This window comes from Paenibacillus sp. D9 (assembly GCF_001188365.1).
Classification (GTDB): domain Bacteria; phylum Bacillota; class Bacilli; order Paenibacillales; family Paenibacillaceae; genus Paenibacillus_O; species Paenibacillus_O humicus.
The window spans coordinates 4485400-4512010 of sequence record NZ_JZEJ01000001.1; the positions used below are offsets into that span (position 1 = coordinate 4485400).

Here is a 26611-nt window from a genome sequence, read left to right on the forward strand (position 1 = left end):
GGGCAGCGAAAAGCCGCGATTCAAGGAAGTCGCGCTCGGCAAGGAAGAGCTGGAGCGGCTGAGCCTGACGGCGGACGGCGAAGCGGCGCTGCTGGCCGAGGACGGCACGCTGACGGCTACTGGTGCCGGAGCGAGCCTGATTACGGCGGAGTACCGGGTTTCGGACGCCATGACGCTGCAGGCGATGGCCGTCGCGGAGGTGGCGCTGCCGGCGCCGACCTCGCTCGGCTCGATCCATGCTTCGACCGAAAGCGTGCTCGGCTCGTCGGATAAGACGCGCATCGTCGTCTCCGACGCCGGAGACATGACCGGCCAGCAGCTGGCATACCGCGTCTATGGGGCGGGCGCCAAGCTGCCTGCCTTCAAGGAGGATCTTTCCGGCTGGAGCGTCGTCCCTTCGGACGGCGTCATCGGGGCGAAGCACGGCGATAACGTCGTCGTGGCGAAGCGTACCTCCGCCGGCAAGCTGGCGATGGCCGCTTCGGTGCTGCCTGCGAATATTTGGAACAGCATGCCGGGCGGCTTCGGCTTCGGAGGCGGCGGAGCGCCGGCTGCGGGAGACAAGGCGCAGGCCAGCGTGAACGGCAGTCCCGTCGAGGCGGCATGGGAGGGCAAAACGGTCGTCATCCGGCTTGATGCCTCCAGCGCGGACGGCTCGGCCGACGTTGTTCTCCGCTCGGCGGAAGCGGCGGCGGAGGGCTACCGGATCACGGTCGCCCGCGCGCTCGCCGACAAGCTCGCCGCGGCAGGCAAGACGCTGCGGATCGAGCTGCCGATGGCCAGCCTGTCGCTCGGCGCCTCGCAGCTGCGCGGCGGCAAGGACGATCTTACGTTGTCGTTCGGCTTGAACGACAACGCCGATCGTGCCGCGCTGGATGCGGCGGCGCTCGCCCAAGGCTTCAGGCTGCTGGGCGGCGGCGCAGGCACCAAGCTGCAGCTGGGCCTTCCGTCATCCGGCTGGAAGCCGGCTCCGGCCGCGGTTCTGCCGCTGCCCGAGGGCGTCACGACGAAGGATGTGACGGCAGTGCTGCTGAGGGCGGCAGACGGCAGCTGGACGCCGCTGCCATGGAAGCCGGCTGCGGGCGGATCGGCCGCAGAGGTCGTGCTGACCGGCTCCGGCAGCCTCTATTATGCAAGCAACAGCAAGACGTTCCAGGATGTAGCGCCGCTGTTCTGGGCGGCGGACACGATCCGGCAGGCCTCGGCGAGAATGCTCGTCTTCGGCCAGTCGGCGGCTAAGTTCGCTCCGAACGCCAAGGTGACGCGGGCGGAATATCCGACGATCCTGCTCCGTTCGGCCGGTTACATGACCGAGCCCGCGGCAACGGCCCGCTTCGGAGACGTGCCGGCGGACAGCTGGTACGCACGGACGGTCGCCGTCGCGACCGGCCTCGGCCTCACCAGCGGCAAGAGTCCGGACCGGTACGATCCGGGCGCGGCTCTGACCCGCCTGGAGGCGATGGTCATGGCCGGCAGGCTGATGGCGATTGCCCGGCCGGGCAAGGAGCTGGGCGAGGAAGAAACCGCCCGCGTGCTGGGCGCCTTCGGTGATGCCAAAGCGATTCCCGCTTGGGCTCGGGCACCGCTGGCGGCAGCCGTGCAGGCAGGACTCATTCAAGGCATCGACGGCAGCATTTCCCCGAACGAGCCGCTCACGCGCAGCCAGGCGGCTGCGATCGCGGTCCGGGTGAACGACTGGATGAAATCATAATCGGCCGCAGCAGACGGCAGGCCCGCATCATGCTCCAAGCGTGATGCGGGTTGTCTGCTAAGGACGGGAAAATAGGCGGGGGGCAGGACATGAAGGCAGCAAAAAGAAAACCGGCCTGGAAAGCGGCCGCGCTCGGAGCGGTTTTGCTCGCGGGCGCGCTTGGCGGCACGGCCATGATGGTCAGGGCCGGCGCCCAGACCTGGTCGGGCTCGGCGGATACGAGCTGGTTCGATTCGACGTATACCACATTCAAGATCGACACGCCGGCCAAGCTGGCGGGAATCGCCAAGCTCGTCAACGAGGATGACGGCGTCGACGGCCTCAAGGGCAAAATTCTGGAAGTGGACCACAGCCTGGATCTGTCCGCATACGATTGGGTGCCGATCGGCACCGAGAGCCACCCGTTCAAAGGCACGCTCATCGCCAAGGATGGAGCTAAGTTCGGCATCTCCGGCATGCGCGTCCCATCCTCCATCCCTTACCAGGGGCTGGTCGGCAACATGGAGGGAGGCACGGTCGGCGGCTTCCGCTTCGAGGCGGACGGCTACATCGGCCTCTCCACCGTGTCCGGCAACGTGTATGCCGGCGCGGCGGTCGGCAGGATGGCGGGCTACAGCATCGTCTACGACATCGAGAACGAAATCGGCATCGGGGCCAAAAGCCTCGCGGGCACCGCATATGCGGGCGGCATCGTCGGCTCGGCCGAGGGCCAGGTGGCGAATGTGTCCAACGATGCCGCGGTCGCGACCGAAGGCTCGGCCTACGCTGGCGGGCTGATCGGATACGTATCGTCCGGCAGCCTGCAGATGAAGACGGCGCATAACGAAGGACCGGTCACGGCCGGCGGTGGCGGAGTCATCTATGCAGGCGGCCTTGCCGGCTATACGGCCGGAATTCTGACGATGAACGACCAGAATACGGTCATCGCGAATACCGCTCCCGTCCAGGTTACGGCGGGCAGCATCGTTCATGCCGGCGGCTTCTCCGGCGGCTTCGGCGCTCCTGTCCTGTTCTCCGGCCAGACGGCGGCCAGCGGCTCCGTCACGGTGACGGCTCCGGATGCGGCGGAGGTATACGCCGGAGGTCTGACGGGCTTGATCGACGGGGCGCTGCCTGAGGTGACGATGGCGCTGCCGGCGACGGGAGCAGTCAACGTCCATGCGGGCGGAACCGTCCATGCCGGAGGCATCGCGGGCCATGTCGGCCCGATGCTTTCGTGGTCCAAGGGGTATGCGCAGTCGGCGGCAGTCGAGGCAGAGGGCGGCGGCGACGTCTATGCGGGCGGTCTGTTCGGCTCCGCAGCCAGCGGACTTCAGCTGGTGGAAGCCTCGCCCCGCGCGTTCTCGTCGAGCGGCGACATTCATGTCCTCGGCGGCGGCAAGGTGCGCGCCGGAGGCATCGTCGGCGAGCTCGGCGGCGGCCTGCTGGGCCAGGCCGGCTTCAAGGGCTCGCTTGACGCGAGGGCGCAGGCGGAGCAGGCGGACGTGCAGGCGGGCGGCATTGCCGGCCGCGCAGCCGCAGGCACGGTCATTCGCCATGTCTTCTCCGGCGGCACGGCAGAGGCGCCTGCATCCATCATGGCGCAAGGCGAGTTCGGCGGCATCGCCGGCCGCTCCGAGGGGACGATCCAGCAGGCGTCGGCCGCTTATCTCCTGCTCAAAGCCGTCGCATCCGACAGCTCGGCCGGCGGCATCGCCGGCAGCGCTTCGGGACGGATCGAGCAGGCCTCGGCGGGCGATCCGGCTGCGAAGGATTCCTCGAGCATCGTCTTCGAGGCGGAAACCGCCGCTTCGGCCGGAGGACGAGACGGCTTCGCAGCGGGCGGGCTTCTCGGCCGCGGCTTCGGCGAGCTGACGGTGACGGACAGCCGGGTGGACCGGCTGTCCGTGAACCTGCCCGCCGGCAAGGCGGGCTACATCTTCGGAGGCGCGGCGGGACGCGTTGAAGGACAAGCCGTGCTCGGCACGGCGGAGAAGCCGGTGCGCGTCACCGGCATCAGCCTGAATGCGCAGGCGGACGACGCCGCGCTCGGCGGCGCAGTCGGCCGGCTCGACGGCTCGGCGCAGGCGGGCCTGCTCGTCCGCGGACTCGACATCGAGTCGGGCGGCGCGTCGGCACGCATCGGCGGCATCGCCGGCGAGAGCTTCGGCAGCCTGACCGGCGGCGAGGCGGAGGATATCTCGCTCCGTTCTGCCGGCGCGGACGCCAGGCTCGGCGGAGCGGCCGGCCTGAGCGAGGGCTCGATCAACGGCGTCTCTGTGCGCCGCGTCGCGATCGCAGCGGGCGGTGCAGGAGCCGAAGCGGGCGGCCTCGTCGGACGGCTGCAGGGAGCGGCGGACAGCCGCGCTTCCCTGACCGATTCGTCGCTGGAAGCCGGAGAAGAAACGACCGTGACGGCAACGGCTGCCGAAGCGCGCATCGGCGGAGCGGCCGGATATGCCGTCCGCGCGGACATCGTTCGTCCGGCGGTGCAGGCGGAAGCGCCGAGCTATGTCGCGCTTGCCGTCAGCGCTTCCGGCGTCGAGGCCGGCGGCCTGGCCGGCCGTGCAGAGAACAGCCTGATCGAGGGCGACGGAAAGGGAGTCAACGTGCAGAACCTTCTGCTGACGGCTTCTTCCGCCGCCTCGGAGGCGAAGGCCGGCGGCATCGCCGGCCGCAGCGCGGAGTCGACGCTGCGCGGCCTTGTCGGCAGCGGCGCAAGCCTGCTGCTGAGCGGTCCGGACACGCAGGCGGGCGGCCTGCTCGGCACGCATAAGGGCGGCGAGCAGCCGTCTGTCAGCGGCAACCTGTTCACCGGCATGCAGCTGAAGGCCAACGCCGCGGCAGCCGGCAGCACGGTCGGCGGCCTGGCGGGACGGCTGGAGGCGCGCGCAAGCGATCCGGCCGCCCAGCCGCAAAGCTCGCTCGGCATCATCGCCAACAGCCGCGTCTCCGGCAGCGTGCAGGCGCTGGCGCCTGGCATGACGGTCGGCGGCCTCGTCGGCGAGAACGGAAGCCTGATCGCCAACGTCAGCGTAACGGACAAGCTGCCGGTCTCCTCCAAAGGAGCGAACGCCGTCGTCGGCGGCCTCGTCGGCCGCAACGCAGCCGCAGGCACGCTGTACTACACGTATACAAATGCCAATCTGACGATCGAGGGCCAGGGCACGCTGGCCGGCGGCCTCGTCGGCGACAACGCCGGCCGGATCCTGTCGTCCTATACGGATCTCGACTTGACCTCCAAAGCGTACGGAACGGCCGTCCAGCCTGTGTTCCTCGGCGGTCTCGCGGGGCGCAGCAGCGGCGGCATCGAGCAATCGTACGCGGCTTCCCGGGTGGCGGCTTCCGGCGCTTACACCCAAGCCGGCGGCCTGCTCGGCGAACTGTCGGGAGGCGCGGTGAAAAACGCCTACAGCGCCAAAAGCGTGACGGCGTCGGGCAACGGCGCCTATGCGGGCGGCTTTGCCGGCCGCATCGCCTCCGGCAAGGTTTCCTACAGCTACTCTGCAGCCGAAGTGACGGCAAGCGGAACCGCACGGGCCGGCGGCTTCGCCGGCCGGTACGACAACGCGAGCAAGGAGCTGCTCTACAAGAGCTATTACATCAAGGACGAGAAGCTCAACCTCAACAAGGACCTGCCCGACTTCGCGGACGGCCAGTACCGCTGGCTGAGCGTGCTGGGACGGCTGAGCACGATCCTGTCCTCGACGCTGGCGGACCGCAGCGAGTTCCCTGCGCTGTCGGGCTGGGACTTCGCGGCAGCCTGGAAGTACGGGTCGCTGAGCGCCCAGTACCAGTACCCGGAAGTGAACCGCGCCGCGAGCAGCGGCGGCGGCGATGACGGAACCGGGGGCAGCGTCAATACGAACGTCAACTGGTATCTTCGGGACAAAGACGCACCCAGCTTCCAAATCGGCACTGAAGCGGAGCTGGCGGGACTGGCGGCGATCGTCAACGGCACGCTCGTCGGCATCGAGCCGTTCAGCTTCGAGGGACGGACGATCGAGATCAAAGGTCCGATCCATATCCAGTCGGCCCAGTGGAGCCCGATCGGCGTCAGCGAAACGCTGGCGTTCCAGGGCGAGCTGCTCGGCGGCGGCCATCTGATCGACGGTTATGCCGTCAGCGGCACGGTGGAGAACGCAGGCTTGTTCGGCGTCATCGGCGCCAAAGGCTCTGTGAGCGGGCTCAAGCTGGAGCCGAAGTCCGTCCTCGGCTACGCGTACGCGGGCGCTCTGGCCGGACGCAGCTTCGGCCGCATCGAGGCGGTAGAGCTGAAGCTGCCGGAGCAGGCCGCCGTCATCGGCGGCGTCGCGGGCGGCATCGTCGGACGCAATGAAGGCGCCGCCGCCGGCCTGAGCGTCGAGCTGGCGGGCGGCCGCGTCGAAAGCGCGGCGCCAAGCGGAGCGGCCGGCGGCATCGCCGGCGAGAACGTCTCCGCGATCGCCTCCGGCAGCTGGAAGCTGTCGACGTCGGGCGAAGCGGCCAGCCGCATTGCGGCGAGCGGCGGCGAAGCGGCGGGAGGCGGCCTGGCCGGCCGCCAGAGAGGAGCGTCGGAGGGCTTGAAGCTGGGGCTGACGCGCCTCGTCGTCGAGGCAACCGGCTCCGGCTCGGCCGCAGGCGGCCTCATCGGCCATTATCAAGACGGTGCTGCCGCGCAGCTCGAAGTGTTCTTCGGCGAGGCGGGAGCGGTTCGCGCCGCAGGAGATGAAGCGGCGGCAGGCGGCCTGATCGGCCGTTCGGAAGAGAGCAATGTTCTGAGCGGAATCAAGGCCGAAGCGGCCTCGTCCGCTCCCGGCGTGACGGGCGGCGGCTTCGCCGGCGGCCTGGTCGGGGAGAAGACAGGACGCGGCATCGCCGCTTGGGACGTGCGGGATGCGTCGGTCAAGGGCTTGGCGGTGACGTCGCCTGCGGGCGTGCAGGCGGCTTCGGTCGGCGGTCTCGCCGGCCGCGTCGAACGCGCTGCGCTGCATGGCATTGAGATTGAAGCCGCGCTGAATGCCAAAGGAAGAAACGCGTCGGCGGGCGGCGTAGCCGGACGCGCGCAGGACGTCACGATCCAGGATGCCAGTATGTCCGGACCGATCGCCGCGACACTGGATGCCGGCTCTTCCGGCACGCTCGCTGCGGGCGGCATCGCCGGCGAGCTGAGCGCTTCGGACCGCGATGCGGGGCTCGACTTCGGCGGGCTCTACCCTCTTTATCGCGGCCTTTACCAGACGCACTACAGCGGCAAGCTCACGCTGGCTGCCGGCGGCGGCGACTCGGAATTGCTGGCCGGCGGTCTTGCCGGACGGCTGCTGCAGGCGTCCGTCTACGAGTCGGACAGCCGCGCGGCTATCGCCGCCGGCACGGCGGGCACGGTCTCTGCGGGCGGCATTGCCGGCTACAGCAGCGGCATTCTCGTCCATGCCGATGCCCATGGAGGCATCGACGCCTCCGGCGCCGGCCTCTACCGGGCCGGCGGCCTCGTCGGCCAAGGCGAGGACGGAGAGATCCATTACAGCCGCGTCCTGCCTGAGGACGGAGCCCGGATCGTTGTCGGCACGGCCGTCACGATCGGCGAGAACCTGCCTGCCGCCTACGCGGGCGGCGCGATCGGCCAAGGCGACCGCATGGAGGTGACGCGCAGCTCCGCCTCGATCCCGGTCGAGGTGACGGACGCCAACATCGACACGACGCTGTACGCCGGCGGCTTCGCCGGCCTGCTCGGCGACGGCGGCAACGGGAACGGCGGCAACGGCAACGGCTCGATCCGCTACTCGTACGCAGACGGAGCGGTGAAGGCATCCGGCAAGCGCGGCTCCTATGCGGGCGGCTTTGCCGGCTCGATCGAGCGCTTCGCTGTCGAGGACAGCTATGCTTCCGGCAGCGTGAGCAATGCCGGCCAGGACACGCGCACGGGCGGCTTCGCCGCCGCCGTGGAGCGGACCGGCGCCGTGAAGCGCTCGAACGCGCTCCAGGGCGTCGTCTCCACGACCGGCCTCGCGGGCACGACCCGCTCGTATACCGGCGGTTTTGCCGGTTACAACGACGGAACCATCGACGGAGTCTATGCCTCCGTCGGCGAGCTGACCTCGAATGCCAAGGGCACCGACACGTACAAAGGCGCGCTTGTCGGCTACAACTTCCGCGACGGCCGCATCCTCGCCTCGGCGTACACCGGCAGCGGCGCGGCTGTCGGCCGCAACGCCGGAGCCGCGGCCTCGGCCGAGGCGGTCCCGGCTCGCGATCCGCTGACTTCCGGCGCCTGGCGGAACGCGGTCGATCCTTCCATCCTGCGTCTGCCCGGCAGCGGCGAGATCGTCATCGGCAGCCGGGAGCAGCTGGACGGCTACGTGCTGCTGAGCAACGATACCGGCCTCGCCTACTTCCGCCTGTTCGACCGGAAGGCGGCCGCCTCTCCGCTCGGCACGGGCGACAAGATCCGGCTGGCGGCGGACATCGATCTGTCCGCCTTCGGCTGGACGCCGCTCCAGCATTTCGACGGCGAGCTTGACGGCGGCGGCTATCGTCTCCGCGGGCTTCGCGCCGATGCGGGAGCAGGCGGCGACGCGGCGTTCACGCTCGTGAACCGCGGCCGCATCTACCATCTGCAGCTCGACGGCGCGGACGTCAAAGCATCCCGCCATGCGGGGCTTGTCGCGGCCGTGAACGCGGCCGGCGGCGAGATTCTCGGCGTAACGGCCGAGGGCGGCGTCAGCGGCGGAGAGAGCGCCGGCCTGATCGCCGGCGTCAACGAAGGCCGCATCGTCCAGTCGGGCACGGCCGGCAAGGCGCAGAGCGCTGCGAGCGCCGGCGGCCTGGCCGGCGACAACCGCGAGGGCGGCGTCATCGAGCGCTCGTACAGCGCGGCCGACGCCTCCGCACAGGGCGCCGAAGCCGCTGCAGGCGGAGCGGCCGGCGTCAACGCGGGCCGCATCGCCGACACGCTGGCCACGGGGCGGACGACGGCGGACGGCCTGCAGCAGGCATGGGCGGGCGGCATCGCCGGGCGCGTTGCGGGCCTCGTCGAGCGCTCCGTCGGAGGCGGCGAAGCTGTCGCCGCCGTAGACGGAGCCCTCATGCCTGGCCGCAGCTTCTTCGGCGGCCTGGCCGGCAGGCTGGAAGCCGGCGGCGAGATCCGCGGCTCCTCGTTCCACAAGCAGATGGTCAAGCGCGGCGTCGCCTATTACGATGCCGAAGGCTCCATCCGCACGGAAGGGGCTCTCGGCGGCGCCGAGCTGACCTCCGGCACGCTGCCGGCCGGATTGTCCGGCAGCGTCTGGAGAGCGGCGGCCGGATTCTATCCGGCTCCGGCAGAAGGAACTCTGGCGCGCCTCGCCGCCGCGGCTGCCGTTCCGGCAGCAGGCGATACGGTGAACCGCCTGACGTCCAGCTTCGGCCTCAGTCAGGCCGAAGGTCTTCGCTGGAGCGCGGACGCTTCGCTCGCGCAGCTGCAAGCCGGTTCCGGCAAGCTGCCGGCCGGCGGCGCCGCCGTGCTGAAGGCCGAGCTTGGAGGCTTCTCCCGCTCCATCGTCCTGAACTCGCCGGAGCTGCGCTGGCCGCAGGCCGCAGACGCTCCGCACGTCGTCTCGGGCGCCAAGGAATTCAAGGAAAAAGTAGAGATCACGCTCGCGGCCGAGCCGGGAGCCGTCATCTACTACACGCTGGACGGCAGCATGCCGAGCGAGATGTCCGCCGTCTACGCTTCGCCGATCACGCTCAAGGAGACGACGACGCTGACGGCGATCGCCGTCGCGACGGGCAAGGAATACAGCCCGGCGCTGAGCGGGGAGTGGAAGCTGAAGCAGGAGGGAGGCTTCGTGTTCTTCCCTGGCCCGATGCCGTCTCCGACTCCAACGCCGGAGCCGAAGCCCGCTCTGGAATCCAACATCGGCAAGCCGGCCATAGGCGAGGAAAAGCCGGAGTCCGTGCGGGTGCCGCGCGGCAGCATCCTGCGCCTGACGGCGCCGGAGGGCAAGTGGATCCGCTATACGACCGACGGCAGCGATCCGACGGAGAACAGCAAGCGCTACGTAGGCGAGCTGGTGCTGACCCGCTCTATGACAGTCAAGGCCAGAATTGAGGGAGACAAGCTCATCCTGACGTACGTCTTCGAGGTCGGCAATGCCGGCTATGACCTCCGCAAGGATGCGTCCACGATCCGGTACGCCGCCGGTTATGCCGACGGCACCTTCAAGCCGAACGCGGCGATGAGCCGCTACGAGCTGATCGAATTCCTGGCGCCGCTGCTCGACCGCGAGCCCGGAGAGCTGTTCAATGCCTTCCCGGACAAATCGGAACGCAGCGGGCAGCTCGTGGCCTTCTTCGCTTCCGCCGGCATCGTCGGCGGTTATCCGGACGGCACCTTCGGCGGCGACCGCAGCCTTACGCGGGCGGAATTCGCCGTCATCGCCTCCAGGGTGCTGAAGCTCGATGTCAATCAGGCGGCCGCGCCGAAGCAGAAGGACGCCCTCAAGCACTGGGCTGCGCCTTACATCGGCGCGTTGACCGAAGCAGGGCTGATCCAGGGCTTCCCGGACGGCAGCTTCCGTCCGAACAGTCCGCTGACGCGCGCCCAGGCCGTCGTGCTCATCAATCGGATGGCCGGCACCGTCAAGCGTACGGATGCCCAACCGCGCTTCGCCGACCTGACGTCCGCCCACTGGGCGTACAAGGACATCATGTCGGCCGTGGACCCGAAGGCGCCGGCAGGCCGCTGAGCCTGTCCGCGCACAGCCCAACGCTCAAGGAAAGGAAGGCCAAGCCATGAAAAAAAGATGGATCGCCGCGCTGGCGCTGGGCGCCATGCTGGCGGCAGGACCCTATGCGGCAAGCAGCATCCAGGCGGAGCAGCAGGCTCCGCTGGCCGCCGACGAAAGCTACAGGCTCGCTTCGGACGCCGTCTTTTATTTGCGGGCGTTGAGCGCCGACGGCACGGTGTCCGCGACCGGGACGGGCGTCCTGCTCTCCTCCGGCGGAGCTGCCGCCACGGCGTATCATGTCGTAAAGGGCGCGGCCCGGCTGGAGGCCGTGCTGGCGGACGGCACCGTCGCCTCTGTCAAGGTCGGGCGGTATGACGAGCGTACCGATGCGGCCATGCTGGAGCTCTCGGCTCGCAAGGGGGGCGGCAAATATCCGTACGTCACCTTGCGATCGGCCAAGCTGGAGCATGGAGACGCCGTCTATGCGATCGGTTTCCCGCTCAAAAATACGCCGATCGTGACGCAAGGCATCGTCAGCAGCCCGGACGCGGTCGTCAACGGCCGCAGCCGAGTGCTGATCGACGCGGCCATCGCCAGCGGCATGTCGGGCGGTCCGCTGATCGACGAGCAGGGCCGTCTGACGGGCATCATCTCCGGCTCGCTGCGCACGATGGAAGGCATCCATCTGGCGGTCGGCATGGCCGACCTGACGGCGCTGCTGCCGGACGGCTTCCGGCAGGCAGACTGAATCCGCAGCCTGCGGGTGCTGCGGGAGGCGGACAGGACGGACCTTGGCACACCAGGCGCCCAGGCTGACGTCTTTCCCTCGCCAAGGCGCATTCTCAGCATCGATAAGTCGAGCTCTGCAAGAGCGGGACGGATGCAAACAGGAACGAACGATAGACCTCCAGCTACAAACAAAAGCGACTGCCAGGCCTTGCCGGCAGCCGCTTTTTTTGCATGCCCATGAAAAATGCGGCCCCCGGGCTGCCAGACAATCGCTGCAACCTTATCGGCCCTTGAGCACGTTCCTAATTCTAGGAAAGGGAAGGAGGAAACATCGATGAAAAAGCCGCTTCTGCTTCTCGCCGGAATGCTGTTCGTTCTGCTGCCGCTGCAGCCCTCCCAAGTCCAGGCCTTGTCCTGCGCGGAGCCTAGGTCGATGGAAGAGGCCTATATCTATTACGATGCAATCCTAGAGGGACATCTGGATAAATCGGTCTCCCATTTTAACCGGAATGAACTCCGAATTACGGTGAAAACGAGCTACAAAGGAGTCGGGGAGGAACGAATCATCGCCGATGAAGACAAGTTCTGGGGAGTTGTGAATGGACCGAGCGCAAGCGGAGAGGACTATTTGTTCTTCTTGAAAATAAAAGGAGACCATTGGGAAAACCCGCTCTGCGCTCCCTCCAGGCCGGTCGCCGAATCGGCCGCGGCGCTCGCCTACCTGAAGGGAAAGGAAATTCCGCTGCAACGCGCAGCGGAGCCTGCGGCGCAAGACACAGCCTGGAAAAACCTGATCCAAGGGCAAGGAAGCTTGACGGCGGCGGGGCTGATCTTGGCTGCGGCCGCCCTTGGAGCTCTCGGCCTTTCCGCTGTCTTGCGCAGAAGACGCCGCCGATAATAGAAGCGGGGATGAGTCACGCCCCTCGGAGACCCGAATCTGCCAGGACGAATCGGAGAGCCTGGACCACGGCTCCGTCGAGGTTTACCCGCTGCCCCCATCCAGGCTCTTCTGCATGAAGGCCGTCCATTCCCTCGCTGCAAACGACTGATAGCGGTCCTTCTTCCAGATCATATAGAGGCGCCACATGACGGCCGGCTGTACGAGCGGAATGACGCGGAAGCGGGCCGGGTCCAGAGCTCCTGCCACGCCGCTTGGCAGCAGGGTGATGCCGAACCGGGCCGCGACCAGCTCCGCCATGAAATCCCATTGGGTGCTTTCAAAGGCAATATGCGGCTCGAAACCGGCCTGGCGGCATGTGTCCAGGATGAGATCATGCAGCGTGAATTCGTCCCGAAACAGGATAAAGGCTTCGTCACGCAGCTCCCGCAAGCCGATGCTGGGGCGCGCAGCCGCCCAATGCTCCGGGTAGACGACGAGATGAAGCTCCTCTTCGATGCATGGAAGCAGGTGGAACTTCTCTTCGTTGCCGATCGGCAAAATGACAAGACCGGCATCCAGCTCGCCGCTGTCGACCCCGGCCTCGATCAGCTTGCCGCCGCGCTCCGCCAGCTGCAGGCGGATCTGAGGATATTTGCTGTGGAAGCCTTCCAGAATGGACGGAAAAAGGCGTCCGCCGATCATCGGCGGGATGCCCAGACGCAGCGTTCCCCGCTTGGCCTGGACGACATCGTCCAGCTCCGCGGTCATATGGTCGAGCGATTCCATGACCTGCTGCGAGGAGCGCAGAATGCTCTCTCCCGCATCGGTCAGCACGATTTTCTTGGAGGACCGGTCGAACAAGGCGACGCCGAGCTCCTCCTCCAGCAGACGGACCATCTTGGACAGGGAGGGCTGGGTAATATGAAGCTGCTGAGCCGCTTTCGTGAAGCTTCCTTGCTTCGCGACTTCCATGAAATACGTTAATTGACGGATATCCACGGCTCCGGGCACCAGCCTTTCTTGAAGTTGACCTATAGAGAAAACGAATGAAAACAATTCGATATATGTATTTTACCTATACTTCTATCGCGTGTACACTTTAGGTCTAGCCCGGATACAAGGGTTATATCGAGAAAGAAGGTACATGCATAATGGCAAAAAATGAAACCTTGCCTGCGAAGCCGGCAAGCCTCTCCTATACGATCAAAGCCTCCATCGTTTTGCCGCCCGACACGAACCATCACGGGACGATCTTCGGCGGCAAGCTGATGGCCTACATCGACGACGTGGCGACGATCGCCGCCCCCCGCCATGCCCGCCGTCCCGTCGTGACGGCTTCCACCGACTCCGTCGACTTCCTGCACCCGGTCAAAAAAGGCGATGCCGTCTGCTTGTCCGCCTTCGTAACATGGGCCCATAAGACGTCGATGGAAATCTTCGTCCGGGTCGTGACCGAGGATCTGCTCACCGGAGAAAGAAAAGTATGCGCGACCTCTTTCCTGACCTTCGTGGCGCTGGGCGACGACGGCAGGCCGACCGAGGTGGCGGCTGTCATTCCGGAAACCGTGGAAGAGCAGCGGCTGCATGAAACGGCCTGGGAACGAAAAGAAGCGCGCAAGATCAGAAGGCAGGAAAGCAAGCTGTTCGCCGACGTCCTTGGTCCGGAATTCAGCTTGAGAAAAACGAAGGAAAAGCTGGATGAGAACCGCAGCCGGCCAAAGCTTGCGGCGGAGAACACAAAAGCCGCTCCGGCGGAAACCCGCCGGTTCGCACACGAGCTCGAAGCCGAGGCGATGACCGGCGTCAGGGAAACCGCCCCGCGGATGATGGAAGCCTACGCGAATGCCTGGGGCAGCGAGTGGTAGGCGGCAAGCTCAGAAGTATTTTTGAACCATGCCGTACAAAGGAATAAGGTGCCCAAAAGACAGCCCGATAGCGGCTGTTTTTTATTCTTTTTATGAAGAAGCAGGAAAACGCCGGGTTGGATGTGGAATTGAGGACGTTGAAGCCGGGGATCTTAAGCCCATCGGCAAACGGCTGCGGAAGCCAATATGATACGGGAGCGTGCAAACGATGATCAGCAAGATCGGTCAGGTGATGCTGTATGTCCAAAACCAGGATCAGGCCAAGGAGTTCTGGACGGAGAAGCTCGGTTTTGCGGTCGTAGCCGAAGAAAATGGAGAAGGCATGAGATGGTTCGAGGTCGCTCCGAAGGAAGGCGGGACGAGCCTCGTTCTGCACAGCAAGGAAGCTGTCGCCAAGATGTCGCCGGAAATCAATCTCGGCACGCCTTCGCTGATGTTCTACTCCGAGGATCTGGAGGGACTGTACCGCGACCTGGCCGACAAGAAGGTGACGCTTGGAGAGCTCGTGACGCTGCCGTTCGGAAAGGTGTTCAATTTCGCCGACTCCGAAGGCAACTATTTTGCGGTCATGGAAAAATAGGCAGCCATCCGCCCCTGCGTAAGCGATCGGCTTCCTTGCCGTCCCTCTTCAGGACGAATTGGCGCAACCTGTTAGAGCTGCGGGAATTTTCCCGCGGCTCTTTTTTTCATGGGGTCAAATAAAGACATTTGTTCATCATAAATAAAAGCGGAATAGGAAATAAATAAATATCATTTCGATTAATAAGGAAAGGTATTTAAGCCATCATTTTGTGTATAATTAAACGAATAAACAAAAATGAGGTGACTGGTTTGGCTAAACTGTACTCGTCCGATTCTGTAGACAGCTTGATTCATCGTCTGGAAACTCTTAAAAACCATGAATCCAAAAGCCTTGAGTTCGAAAAGCAGCTTTCTGTCGAAGGAAACAGCTCCACGATTGTACGTGAAGTTAATATTCACGCTTATGAAAGCATTATCGAGATGATTAAAGAGCATTTTGAAAAGGCTGACACGGTCAAGCAGACCCGATCTCCCCGGAATCCGTCTCTTCCTCGCAGCACGAGCGGGCGCAAGCCTGGAAGACCTCGCAAGAATGAGAATGCCGAGGTAGCGGCTGCGAACGAACAGTAATCGGTTTAGGAGGCACGCTGCCCTGGCGGCGTGCTTTTTTCTTTGCCGTATGACCCCACGCAAAAGGGATTTAAATTTTTATTTACCTTGGCATGGATAATTTGTTACTATAGGTGCAACAATTCAAAATGCGATGAAGAGAGAAGTAGATAAAGCGATTCTTTCCCAGAGAGCTCCGTCCGCTGAAAAGGAGCAAAGAAGCCTTTATTGAAAAAAGACTCCGAGCAGCGCGCAGGAACCGGCTTGAGCGGGGATGGCGCGACGGGAGCTCCTGTTACAGAGCTAGAGTATACGCATCTTGCCTCATGCATGGCTTGGCGCTGCCGTACTCGAAGAGGCCGATTGGGCGACCAAGCCGGCGAACCTGGGTGGTACCACGAGGAATCCAATCTCGTCCCTGAGACTGAAGCGCAGTCTTGGGGGTGGGATTTTTTTGTTGTCTATCGGACGACCGAAAGTTCAGCCTATAAGGGCAGCAGGCGGTACATCGAGCCGGCGGCCTGAATAGGTAGTAGCAGGAGCGGCATTTCTTCATCATACGCAGAGGGGAATGGAATTCGAATGGCAGAGAGAAAACTGAAAGCCGGCATCGTCGGCGGAACGGGCATGGTCGGGCAGCGCTTCGTGCAGCTGCTGGATGGGCATCCTTGGTTTGAGGTGACGGCAATCGCGGCAAGCGCAGGGTCGGCAGGCAAGACGTACGAGCAGTCCGTGCAGGGCCGCTGGAAGCTGGAGACTCCGATTCCGGAAGCGGTGAAAGGGATCGTCGTGCAGGACGCGTCCAAGGTGGAGGAGGTCGCCTCCGGGGTGGACTTCATCTTCTGCGCCGTGGATATGAAGAAAAACGAAATCCAGGCGCTGGAGGAAGCCTACGCCAAGGCGGGCGTGCCGGTCATCTCCAACAACTCGGCGCATCGCTGGACGCCGGACATTCCGATGGTCATTCCGGAAATCAATCCGGAGCACATTGAAGTCATCGCGGCCCAGCGCAAGCGTCTCGGCACGGAGACCGGCTTCATCGCGGTCAAGCCGAACTGCTCCATCCAGAGCTATGTGCCGGCTCTTCATGCGCTGCGCGAGTTCAAGCCGACGACGGTCGTCGCCTCGACGTACCAAGCCATTTCCGGAGCAGGCAAAAACTTCACGGATTGGCCGGAAATGCTCGACAACGTGATTCCATACATCGGCGGCGAGGAAGAGAAGAGCGAGCAGGAGCCGCTCCGCATCTGGGGCCGCATCGAGAACGACGAGATCGTCAAGGCCAGCTCGCCGCTGATTACTACGCAGTGCATTCGCGTTCCTGTAGCCGACGGGCATATGGCGACGGTGTTCGCTTCCTTCGAGAAGAAGCCTTCCAAGGAAGAGATTCTCGAGCTGTGGAAAACCTACAAGGGACGTCCGCAGGAGCTCGGCCTCCCGAGCGCGCCGAAGCAGTTCATCACGTACTTCGAGGAAGAGAACCGTCCGCAGACGAAGCTGGACCGCGACATCGAGGGCGGCATGGGCGTCTCGGCGGGACGTCTGCGCGAGGATTCCGTCTACGACTACAAGTTCGTGGGCCTCTCGCATAACACGCTGCGCGGCGCGGCAGGCGGAGCGGTGCTGATCGCCGAGCTGCTGAAGGCGGAAGGTTATATTCAAGCGAGATAACATCGCGACAACCGACAAGGAACACGGCAGCGGCATGAAGAACTTATTTCCTCGGAGATAAGTTCTTTTTTTTGAACAGAGGTCAGGGTATAAGCCTGGTTCCCTATCGGGCAACTATGTTAGGATGTGAATAATTCATGCCCTATACCGTGACGGGGCATCTTATCCTTCATGAGTTCGCAGGAAAGGCGGCTGAGAATATGACACCATCGATGGATCCCTATATCCGCAATGAACGCGAGGCGGCGATCGCGGAGAGGGCGGACCGGCTTGCCGCCCGGTTCGCTCCCAGAGCGGCGGAGCATGACCGGGAAGGCTCGTTTCCTTTTGAAAACTTCGAGGATTTGAAGCAATCCGGCTACTTGAAGCTGACCGTGCCGGAGGCGTACGGAGGCGAGGAGGCATCGGCCTACGAGCTCGTGCTGTCGCAGGAGCGGCTGGCCCGCGGCGACGGCTCGACGGCGCTGGCCGTCGGCTGGCATGTCCATACGCTGATGAAGCTGAGGCTGTCCCGCTCCTGGCCGGAGCCGTTGTTCGTCCGGCTGTGTCAGGATATCGTCCGGGACGGCATCGTCATCAATGAGCTCGCCAGCGAGCCGGCGACGGGCAGCCCCACCCGGGGAGGCCGGCCGGAGACGACCGCGAGACGGACCGACGGGGGCTGGCTCCTCACGGGTCGCAAAACGTTCAGCACGCTGAGCCCGATTCTGGAGCGGTTCACCGTGACGGCCGGCTTCGAGGGCAGCGGCAAGGTCGGCTCGTTTCTCGTGCACAGAGGCCCAGGCGTGCAGGTCGAGGAAACCTGGAATACGCTCGGGATGAGGTCGACGGGAAGCCATGACGTCGTGCTGAGCGATGTGTTCGTTCCCGACGAGGAGACGATCGTCGGCCTGGATTCGGCGTCCCCGGCCGCACCGTTCGCGCCGACGGAGGCGTCGATGCTCCATATTCCGGCCTGTTATATCGGCATCGCCTGGGCGGCGCGCGACTTCGCGCTGGAATTCGCCCGCAGCCACAAGCCGAATTCGCTGACCGTGCCGATCGCCGAGCTCCCCAACATCAAGCGCCAGCTCGGACTCATCGAAGCCGACTGGCTCGCCGCCCGCTCGTACCTGTACGGGATTGCGGACCGCTGGGACCGCGATGAGCAAGGCCGCGCAGAGCTGAAGACGGAGCTGGGGCTTGCCAAATACATCGCCACCAACGCCGCGATCTCCATCGTGGATCAGGCGATGCGGATCGTCGGCGGCTTGAGCCTTTCCCGCAGCTACCCGCTGGAGCGCATGTACCGGGATGTCCGTGCGGGCCTGCACAACCCGCCCATGGACGATGTCGTGCTGACCAATCTGGCGAACCGCGCCCTGGCGGAGTCGTGACGGCCGTTAGATGAATAGGCGCGGCAAGGGCAGGCGGGACCGATAGACAGAGGAGGGGGCGGCGGGGATGAAGCTGGAAATCATCGCGACCCGCGTATCGGACGCGGTGCTGGCGGAACGAGGAGGAGCGGATCGGATCGAGCTCGTCACCGGGATGCTGGAGGGCGGCTTGACGCCGGGACCGGGTCTTATCGAAGAGACCGTCAAGGCGGTGTCGATTCCGGTCAACGTCATGGTGCGGCCGCACAGCTTGTCGTTCGTGTACGACAAGCTCGACCTACAGGCGATGCGGGCGGACATCCGGATGATCCGCAGGTCGGGAGCGGCGGGAGTCGTCCTTGGCCCGTTGACTCCGGAGGGAACGGTCGACGAGGAAGCGCTGAAGCTTCTGCTGGGCGAAGCCGAAGGTCTGGATGTCACCTTCCACCGGGCATTCGATGCCGTCCGCGATCAGCTTGCGGCGTTGGAGATTTTGACCAGGCACCCTGCCGTCAACCGCATTCTCACTTCCGGCGGGAAGCCGAGCTCGCTTCAGGGAATGGCCCGGCTGAGGCAGCTCGTTCAAGCGTCGGCAGGAAGCGGAACGACGATTTTGGCGGGCAGCGGCTTGACCTTGGATGCGCTGGAAAGCTTCCTGAGGGAAACGGGCGTTGGCGAAGTGCATTTCGGCTCCGCCGTCAGAGAAGGCGGACATTCGCTCCGTCCGCCTGTGCCGGAGCGGATTGCGGCAGTCAAGAAGGTGCTGGCGGCAGCCTCATTGTGGATTGATTAGGAAAAGAGCGTTCTTCCGGTGGGGAAGAACGCTCTTTTTCGTACTTAACTTGGCGTTGATGTCACGCCGCAGAGGCAAGAAATGCCGGCAGAGGCTGACCCGCCTGTAAGCGGAATCCATGTTCAGCAGGTCAGGAAGTGCTCCAGATGGACCGCTCTGGACAGGCCGACCGACTCGGCGACCTTGATGGACGCCTCGTTCGTCTCCAGCACATGATAGCGGGCAATGCGCCCGTCCTTGCCGATGCTTGCCATCGCCGCGGACACGACCTGCTTCGCCAGGCCGCGGCCTTGAAACCTCTCCCGCGTGCGCAGGAAGCCGATTTCCCAGATCGGCCCGAAGTTCGGAAAAGCGGCGCATACGCTGGCCGGCTCGTCTCCTTCGTATAGCGCGAACAGCCGGGCTCCTTTATTGATATAGCCGAGCAGCTCCTCCGCTTCAGGCGGAGTCCAGAACGATGCCAGTCCGTCATCTACACCGCTTGTTTCCACGATGCGGCCGTCGAGCGGAGCCTGGAAAGCTGTGTCCCCCGCCGTATACGTATAAAAGCCTCTCGCTTTCTCCAGACGGAAACGGCTGGCCAAAATGGCCTTGAAGCGCGGGAGCTGGAGCTTGAAGACGAAGCGTCCCGATTCCGGCAGCCGGTCCAGCAGTCCAAGCAGCAGGGAGTCGCTGTTTCCGGCCAGAAATCCGGCATGGGAGGCCTCGGGATAAGTAAGCCGGTCATAGGCGTTCAGCTCGGCAGGCAGCAGCAGAAGAGCGCCCCATTGCTCTCCTTCCTCCGCCATATGGGCGGTCATCCCGCCGCCGAAGCTCTCCAGCATTTTGAGCAGGGTAATATGGAGCAGCGGATCCGACTGCAGGCGGGCGGTTATGGATGCGGAGGTTGGACGGTCCATGAACGGCTTCCTTTCTAAGGGAGATTAGTACGTCTTGGCAAAGCGGGCGACGGCCTCAAGCCGCAAATGATCGGTGACCAGGCTCGTACAGGAGATACCCGGCAATCGGCTTGTTCATCGGCATTCTCCCATCTGCTGGACCGAATCCATTTTCTCTTCATTGTACGGAATCGGCAGCGTTTCGAAAAGAGGGCATGCGGCAGGATGGCGGAGGGGATTGTGCAGGACGGGACGGCAGAGGGGATTCTGCGGGAAGGAATGCAGAGGGAATTCCGCAGGACGGAATGCAGAGGGGACTCTTCAGCTTCGGATCATGAGGGGCAGCCGCTAACGAAAAAAGCTGCCGCGATTCGGCAGCTTCCCCCACTCTAGGCTTTCGCAGCCGCAGCCACATATTCCTCCAACCGATCCCAAGTTTCCGTGACGCCCTGCTCCATGCCCATATCGATCACGCTCTTGAGAGCTTCGGCGCTCGCATAGACGGAATGGTTCGTCACCTTGGTGCCTCCTTCGACATCCTCGAAGAGCAGCATGATGCGGGCGGGGGGCATGTCGCGGTTCTCGATTCCCTCGGCGTCGGAGAAGTAATCGGTGCCCGTGAATTTCTCGCCGTCGACTACTTCTTCATAGACGGTCTTGCCCCAGGATTCCATGCCGAAAAAGTCGCCCTGAGCCTGGTCCATGCACTTCATGCAGTAGTGCCAGCTTCCTCCGGGACGGAAATCCATCCGGCTTGCGGTCAGCTCCCATCCGCGGGGGCCCCACCAGTGCTTGAGCATTTCGCCGTCGGTGAAGGCTTGGAAGACCAGCTTGCGCGGAGCCGGGAAAACCCGCTCCAGAATAAGGGTATTGCCTTCGGCTTTGAGGGTCATTTTGTTCACTCGTATTTCCTCCTCTTATCGATTGTCCGCCTATGCTTATGCCAGCCAGCCTTTGCCTTCGTCCGCCATGACCTTGAGCGCGAGGGCAAGGGTCTATTCCGGCTTCCGCTTTGAGTCTATATCCGAATTTTCGTCCGCTGCCTGCAGCTTGAGCAAATAATCTTCCAAGGCGTCGTACCGCTCTTCCCATATGCGCCGGTAGCGTTCCAGCCAAGCATCCATCTCCCGGAGGGGCTGCATGCGAAGGCTGTAGCTGCGCCGGTTCGCCTCCGCCGTTACGTCTACGAGGCCAGACTCAAGCAGCACCTTCAGATGCTTGGAGGCTTGAGGCTGCCGGATCTGAAGCCGTTCGGCGATCTCGCCGACCGTGTGCGGCCCCGTCGACAGCAGCTCGACGATCCGCAGCCGGCTTGGCTCGCTTAAAGCACCGAATGTCGTTATATCCATAGCTGTCTGTTGTCGCCTGGATGCAAGGAAAAGCTCCACTCCGGCACGGCTCTTGCCGATCCAATCATCCCGCTCACCTCTTTTCCTTCCTCATTGCCGTCCCATGATTGGAATATACCACAATAGGAATATTCCTGTAAAGGAATATTATAACCGTAAATGCCGGACTTCCTTTTAGGAAGCCCGGCTGGAGCCGATGCCCGGCTCGCGCCCAACGATCAAAGCTTATAAAAGAGCAAGACAGCGAAAGAGAAGGCATGTTAGGATCATAAGCGGAAGAGGCATGGACTAGAGACAGATGGCGAAAGGCTTCCGGCGGTTCGAAGAGATGCCCATGACAGGGGCCGTCTCCTTCTTCCCTGCTTTCAAAAGCCTGCTCGACTGCCTGTCAAAGCGCTGAGTCCCTGTAAGACACGGATGGATACGAGGACTTTCCGCTGCCCGGGCGAAGGCTGCCGGCGATGAGGAACTGCGCGGCGTAATAGGTCAGCATGATCCAATAACCCGAATAAGCGACATCGGACACGAACATGTTCCAGGACAGAATCGAATCCGAGAGCATGAACAGCAGGCTGCCCGCGATGGCGAGGCGATTGCCCGACATGATGGCGGACCAGGCCATCAGGGAGATGACGGCCACATAGGCGGCTACGGGAACAATCAGCTCCGTCTTGCCGTCGGCTGCGAGGGTGGATATGAGCTTGCTGCCCATGAGAAAGGCGAAGACGGCGATCGGAACGATCGTTGCGAAGCGCAGCCGGGAGAACCGCCATCTGCCGAAGAAAGCCGACATGTAGAAGAGATGCCCGATCAGGAAGGCGGACAAGCCGACGACGAACCAGCGCAGCGTGCCGTCTCCGACAGCGCAGAACAATAAGCCCGAGAGCACGAGCGCAGGATAGCGGCGCCTTCCGCCGAAACTGCCGAGGTAGGCATAAAGGAGGATGAGCGCCATCGGGATCAGCTTGAAGACGATTTTGACTCCTTCCGGATCGGAAGGGATGACGAAAATATAAATCAGGCCCATCATCAGGATAAGGACGGGCAAAAGAGCACTGGACATGGAATACATCACTCCGTTCGTGGAGGCTGAAGGGTCGGTATTGGCGGCTCGCTCAGGCAGCTCGCCGTTCCGGCCTTGGTTCCGTATAGAGGACAGCGCCGGGAATGACAACACAACTTTCCGAGGGAGAAAGAATAGATCCGCATCACATTTACAAACGGACCTTCAGCCCTTTTAATAGAAGGACCGTTCTATAGCCATGCCTGAACGGCATCGCAGGGGGAGTTCATATGCCAAAATCGTTGTATGCCGCACTCGTCGCTCTGAGCCTGATCTGGGGAGGCTCCTTCTATTTCATCAAGCTTCTGCTCGAAGAAACGGGACCGTGGATGATCGCTTTCCTGCGCTCCTCGTTCGGCCTCGTCGCCATTACCGCCGTCATGCTGCTGCTGCGCAAGCCGTTCGGGCTTCGCTCCGTGCCCTGGATTCCCATGGCGGCCATGGCTCTCTTCAATACCGCCGTTCCATGGGCGCTCATCGGCTTCAGCGAAACGAGGCTTTCCAGCGGAATGGCGTCGGTTCTGAACGCGACGACTCCTCTGTGGACGATCATCGTCGGCACGCTCTTTTTCCGGAATGCGGCCGGCAGGCTGCAGTGGGCGGGCATGCTGACCGCTCTCGCCGGGATGATGGTGCTGCTCGGCGTCAATCCGTCCACGATCATCTCCGTCGACGGCCTCGGCTTCGCCTGCATGCTGGCCGCGACGCTCTGTTACGGGATCGGCTCGCAGCTGTCCAGGCGCCTGAAAGGCTTGTCGATGTACCAGCTCACCTTCGGAACGCTGTTATGCTCCGCAGCCGGGAGCGGAATCGCCGCTTTTTCCACGGAGCCTTTTCCGGCTGAAGCCTTCCGCTCAGGCTCGTTCATCGGGGCGCTGGCCGGCATCGGCGTATTCGGCTCCGGCATCGCGTACATCATCTTCTACTACCTGATCCAGAAGGGAAGTCCCGAGTTCGCCACGATGGTCACCTATCTCGTGCCGGTCAGCGCCATCGTCTGGGGATACTCGCTGCTCGGCGAGCCTCTTCATTGGAATCTGCTCGCGGGGCTGGCCGTCATTCTCGGGGGCGTGTTCCTCGCTACCCGGGGCGGAAGTCATGCCGGCGGCGGGAAAGCCCCTCTGGCTCCCGCAGGGCAGAGGAATCGATTCGTTGACCGTTAACCGCGTGAATGATGCAGCTCCTGGAAGTCAACGGCATCAACGGTTGTCCCGCTTAATCGTCAGCAGCATGAATATCCGCAAAAAACGGCAAATCCCGAGGATCTGCCGTTTTTTGCTTGTTCATGAATCAAGGAAATCTCCGGAACAGCGGGCCGGGCACGAAGCGTCACTTTTCCCTCAGAGCCCGCCGGAGCGTTTTGCCGGAGCTGTTCTTCGGCAGCTCCGCCAGGAACTCGACGATCGTCGGAATCTTGTATTTGACGAGACGGGACTGGCAGAACGCCAGCAGGTCCTCCACCGACAGCGATTCGTCGCTCCGCACGACGAACGCCTTGACCCTCTCGCCGAACACCTCGTCGGGCACGCCGACGACCGCCGCCTCGAATACGGCCGGATGCTGGTAGATGACTTCCTCCACCTCGCGCGGATAAACGTTGAAGCCGCCGACGTTGATCATGTCCTTCTTGCGGTCGACGATAAAGATATAGCCTTCCTCGTCCATCCGGGCCATGTCGCCTGTGTAGAGCCAGCCGTCCCGGAGCGTCGCCGCCGTCGCTTCCGGCATGCCGAGGTAGCCCTGCATGATGTTCGGTCCTTGCGCGATCAGCTCTCCGACCTCGCCGCGAGGCACCTCGCGCCCTTCCGAATCCACGACCTTGTTGATCACGTTCGGGATGTCCACGCCGATGGAGCCCGGCTTGCGGATGCCTCCGAGAGGGTTGAAGGCGGTGACCGGGCTCGCCTCGGACAATCCATAGCCTTCATAGATGACGGTCTGGAACTTCTCCTCGAACCTGTTCAGCACTTCGAGCGGCAGCGAGGCGCCTCCGGAGGAGCAGAGCCGGATGCCCGCGAAGTCTGCGGCCGACGCTCCGGGGAATTGCAGCAGGAAGCTGTACATCGTCGGCACGCCGGAGAACATCGTCGCCCTGTCTTCGCGGATCGTGCGGATGACCTCGGCCGGCTGGAAGCGCGGCATGATGATGAGCGCTGCTCCGACTGCGAGCGGAGCGTTGACGCACACCGTCATGGAGTAGATATGGAACATCGGCAGCACGACGACGGCGCGGTCCTCATGATTGATTTTGAACATGGAATGGACCGATTCCGCGTTGGTCGCCAAGTTCCGATGGGAGAGCATCGCTCCCTTCGGCTTGCCTGTCGTACCTGAGGTGTAGAGAATGACCGCCGTATCGTCATCTTTGATGTAAGCGGATTCAAGATTGCCGCCGCCAGCGTCCAGAAGCTCATCCCAAGACGTGCCGGCTCCGGTGAGGACGACAAGCTTCAGCTCCGGAAGGCGGGGGCGCAGAGCATGGAAGACCGGCTCAAGAGGAGCGGCAGCAATGACGGCGCGGGCACGGCTGTTGTCCAGCACGTAGGCGATCTCCTCCGGCGTGTAGGTCGGGTTGACCGGCACCGCAACGGCGCCGATGCGCAGGATGCCGTAATAGGCGATGACGAAATCGGGCGAATTGCCGAGGAGCAGCACGACCTTGTCTCCCTTGACGATTCCGTGCGAAGCGAGCCCCGACGCGCACCGCATCACTTGGTCCATCAGCTCGGAATAGCTTGTTTCCCGGCCGCCCCAGACGTAGGCGGGGCGCAGGGGGTGGCTTGCGGCGCTGTTCTCCAATATTTCGGCCAGACTCCAACTCATGCGCATTCATCTCCTCTTTCAATCGGCTTGGAATGAGAATCGGTGATGTAGGCAAGGATGAATTTATTCAGCATTATATTCTTGAAAGCGGTAACAAATCCCTGCCGGACGGCAAAAGTTAATTGTATCCGGATACAAATCGACCCTCAGTTGCAGATTGCGGTTGAAAGGTACAGCCGAACAAGTAGATCAAGTACGAGAGACCAAGCTATGATGCTGCCTTCAGCAGACAAGCTTAAAAAAATGATCTGCATTTTGTCATTTTCGTCGTGCAGGACTTCGACGGTTGAAGGCTGACGCCGCAGTTTACTTGCTCTGTGAACCATAGAAGAATTTCGTTTTAGGAGAGAAAGCGATTATGAATTTCTCATACAGATAAATTATGAACTAACAAAATATGTATTTAATTGAATATCCATCGATTTTCCTGGGTTTTCTACCTCAAATGGCCATATGAATTAAATGAAAGGAGTGCAAAGATTTTTGAATTAGAATTGAAGCAAGCCCTGAATTTCCTTCCTTTAAAGAATTGTTCAGCAAGCCCTATGTATAAAATCGGTCCGAAGCTGCATTGTCAAATGATGAAAATAAAGAACGGGTTACGATTTCTCTCGTAACCCGCCTCATTATTCAAACACTCATAGGTATCCTAACTTTTGGAATATACGATAAGACAAGGACGCCGGAGACACTAAGACAAGTCGACGTCGGAGACCTTGACGACGGCTTGCCACGCGGCTTCCTGGTTGGCGCGATCGTGGAGGTGGGGCTCGAGCTGCACCTCGATTGGGCCTGAGAACTTCCCTTTGGCCGAGGCGAAGAATTGCCCTGAGACGTCGGTTCCGAACTCCGACGCCTGGATGTAGCGACTGGCCGCGGTTTCCGGCGTCTGGTTCATGCCGGGAATGAGGTTCACGATGGGGATAAACACATACTTCAACAGAGGGCTAGCGCTTCGCTTCACGTTGGTGGCGGTCGCCCCACCGGGCGATACAGCGTACACAGCCATGCCGGACGGCAGCCGGCGCGCCAACGCCGCGACCCACCAAGCGATGATCAGCTTCGCGTCGGCATACGCATTGTTGGGCACGTACTTCACGTTCGGCCCGTTGCGAATCAGAGCTTCAACAGCGGCGGTTCGGTCGCCTTGATGGTATTTGGCCGCGAAGGCGGGCAGGTCGGTGTATTTGAACATGGGCACGCCCCCTCGGGCAGGCTCCGCGCCGGCGATAACAATCCGCGCGTCGGGACTCAGCAGGTTGGCATTGAGCAACCCGACAGTCAGTTCATGATGACCAATGAGCGGGGCCTGAGATGCCTCGACGCCCGCCGCGGTAATCTTGCGCTGCTTGAAGGGAACCAGCCCCGCATTGAGCAGCAAGAAATCAACCGGCCGACCTCGTTTGACCAGCTCGGCGAGGGCGGATTGAACGCTGGTCGGTGCGTCCAGATCCAGCTCCAGCGGAGTGAAAACCTGTGTCTTGGTCTCAGCCGCGAGTTGAGCGGCCGCTTCTTGAACCCGGGCCAGGCTGCGCCCGGTGACGATGACCTGGCGGTAGCCCTCGATGGCGAGCTTGCGGGCTGCCGCATAACCGAGCCCGGAGGTGGCGCCTGTGACGAGTGCAATCGAATGTTCCATGTGGATTCTCCTTCTGAGGTTAGGGTTGTTTTGCTGATTTTAAACTTTGTGTGATGAA

General features: G+C 62.9%; 17 protein-coding genes and 1 pseudogene. 11 read left to right on the forward strand and 7 right to left on the reverse strand.

What is annotated here, in order from left to right; translation table 11 throughout:
- From VE23_RS20165 to VE23_RS20180, 4 genes are all read left to right on the forward strand, one after another.
- Window positions 1-1711: S-layer homology domain-containing protein (locus VE23_RS20165; RefSeq protein ID WP_198156194.1), on the forward strand; the 1711-nt coding region annotated here is incomplete at its 5' end.
- A gap of 89 nt (window positions 1712-1800) precedes the next feature.
- Complete coding sequence (locus VE23_RS20170; protein ID WP_049868900.1) at window positions 1801-10395, forward strand: chitobiase/beta-hexosaminidase C-terminal domain-containing protein; 8595 nt, start codon at window positions 1801-1803, stop codon at window positions 10393-10395.
- Window positions 10396-10441: 46 nt separating this feature from the next.
- Window positions 10442-11125: a S1C family serine protease gene (locus VE23_RS20175; RefSeq protein WP_021879237.1), complete on the forward strand. Its 684-nt coding sequence runs from the start codon at window positions 10442-10444 to the stop codon at window positions 11123-11125.
- 315 nt (window positions 11126-11440) lie between these two features.
- Window positions 11441-12004, forward strand: a complete 564-nt coding sequence (locus tag VE23_RS20180; protein ID WP_049868901.1) for a hypothetical protein — start codon at window positions 11441-11443, stop codon at window positions 12002-12004.
- Window positions 12005-12088: 84 nt separating this feature from the next.
- Here VE23_RS20180 and VE23_RS20185 read toward each other — a convergent pair whose 3' ends face one another.
- Window positions 12089-12985, reverse strand: coding sequence for a LysR family transcriptional regulator (locus VE23_RS20185; RefSeq protein WP_048749110.1), 897 nt, complete (start codon window positions 12983-12985; stop codon window positions 12089-12091).
- A 152-nt stretch (window positions 12986-13137) separates the two neighbouring features.
- On the opposite strand from VE23_RS20185, the pseudogene VE23_RS20190 reads away from it, so the two are divergent.
- From VE23_RS20190 to VE23_RS20215, 6 genes and pseudogenes are all read left to right on the forward strand, one after another.
- Window positions 13138-13680: pseudogene (locus VE23_RS20190) on the forward strand (acyl-CoA thioesterase); the annotation flags it as partial.
- 379 nt (window positions 13681-14059) lie between these two features.
- Complete coding sequence (locus VE23_RS20195; RefSeq protein WP_049868902.1) at window positions 14060-14431, forward strand: VOC family protein; 372 nt, start codon at window positions 14060-14062, stop codon at window positions 14429-14431.
- A gap of 251 nt (window positions 14432-14682) precedes the next feature.
- Window positions 14683-15003 carry a hypothetical protein gene (locus VE23_RS26675; protein WP_157054006.1) on the forward strand — a complete coding sequence of 107 codons (321 nt, stop codon included), beginning with the start codon at window positions 14683-14685 and terminating at the stop codon, window positions 15001-15003.
- A gap of 561 nt (window positions 15004-15564) precedes the next feature.
- Window positions 15565-16653, forward strand: coding sequence for an aspartate-semialdehyde dehydrogenase (asd, locus tag VE23_RS20205; protein ID WP_083436603.1), 1089 nt, complete (start codon window positions 15565-15567; stop codon window positions 16651-16653).
- 200 nt (window positions 16654-16853) lie between these two features.
- Window positions 16854-18029: an acyl-CoA dehydrogenase family protein gene (locus VE23_RS20210; protein ID WP_048749115.1), complete on the forward strand. Its 1176-nt coding sequence runs from the start codon at window positions 16854-16856 to the stop codon at window positions 18027-18029.
- 67 nt (window positions 18030-18096) lie between these two features.
- The gene (locus tag VE23_RS20215) at window positions 18097-18801 is read left to right on the forward strand and encodes a copper homeostasis protein CutC (protein WP_049868903.1); all 705 of its coding nucleotides are present in this window, start codon (window positions 18097-18099) and stop codon (window positions 18799-18801) included.
- Window positions 18802-18923: 122 nt separating this feature from the next.
- Here the strand turns inward: VE23_RS20215 and VE23_RS20220 are convergent, their stop codons facing one another.
- From VE23_RS20220 to VE23_RS20235, 4 genes are all read right to left on the reverse strand, one after another.
- Window positions 18924-19700, reverse strand: a complete 777-nt coding sequence (locus tag VE23_RS20220) for a GNAT family N-acetyltransferase (protein WP_049868904.1) — start codon at window positions 19698-19700, stop codon at window positions 18924-18926.
- Between the two features lie 368 nt (window positions 19701-20068).
- Window positions 20069-20572, reverse strand: a complete 504-nt coding sequence (locus tag VE23_RS20225; RefSeq protein WP_049869807.1) for an SRPBCC domain-containing protein — start codon at window positions 20570-20572, stop codon at window positions 20069-20071.
- 102 nt (window positions 20573-20674) lie between these two features.
- A complete protein-coding gene (locus VE23_RS20230; protein ID WP_048749092.1) occupies window positions 20675-21028 on the reverse strand; it encodes an ArsR/SmtB family transcription factor in 354 nt (117 codons plus the stop codon).
- 388 nt (window positions 21029-21416) lie between these two features.
- Window positions 21417-22091 (reverse strand): lysoplasmalogenase, encoded by a 675-nt coding sequence (locus VE23_RS20235; protein WP_049869808.1) that lies wholly within the window; start codon window positions 22089-22091, stop codon window positions 21417-21419.
- Between the two features lie 230 nt (window positions 22092-22321).
- On the opposite strand from VE23_RS20235, the gene VE23_RS20240 reads away from it, so the two are divergent.
- Window positions 22322-23254 (forward strand): DMT family transporter, encoded by a 933-nt coding sequence (locus tag VE23_RS20240; protein WP_049868905.1) that lies wholly within the window; start codon window positions 22322-22324, stop codon window positions 23252-23254.
- Window positions 23255-23420: 166 nt separating this feature from the next.
- Here VE23_RS20240 and VE23_RS20245 read toward each other — a convergent pair whose 3' ends face one another.
- Window positions 23421-24914, reverse strand: a complete 1494-nt coding sequence (locus VE23_RS20245; protein WP_049868906.1) for a long-chain-fatty-acid--CoA ligase — start codon at window positions 24912-24914, stop codon at window positions 23421-23423.
- Window positions 24915-25605: 691 nt separating this feature from the next.
- On the reverse strand, window positions 25606-26553 hold the full coding sequence (locus VE23_RS20250; protein WP_049868907.1) for an SDR family NAD(P)-dependent oxidoreductase: 948 nt from the start codon (window positions 26551-26553) through the stop codon (window positions 25606-25608).
- Between the last annotated feature and the right edge of the window lie 58 nt (window positions 26554-26611).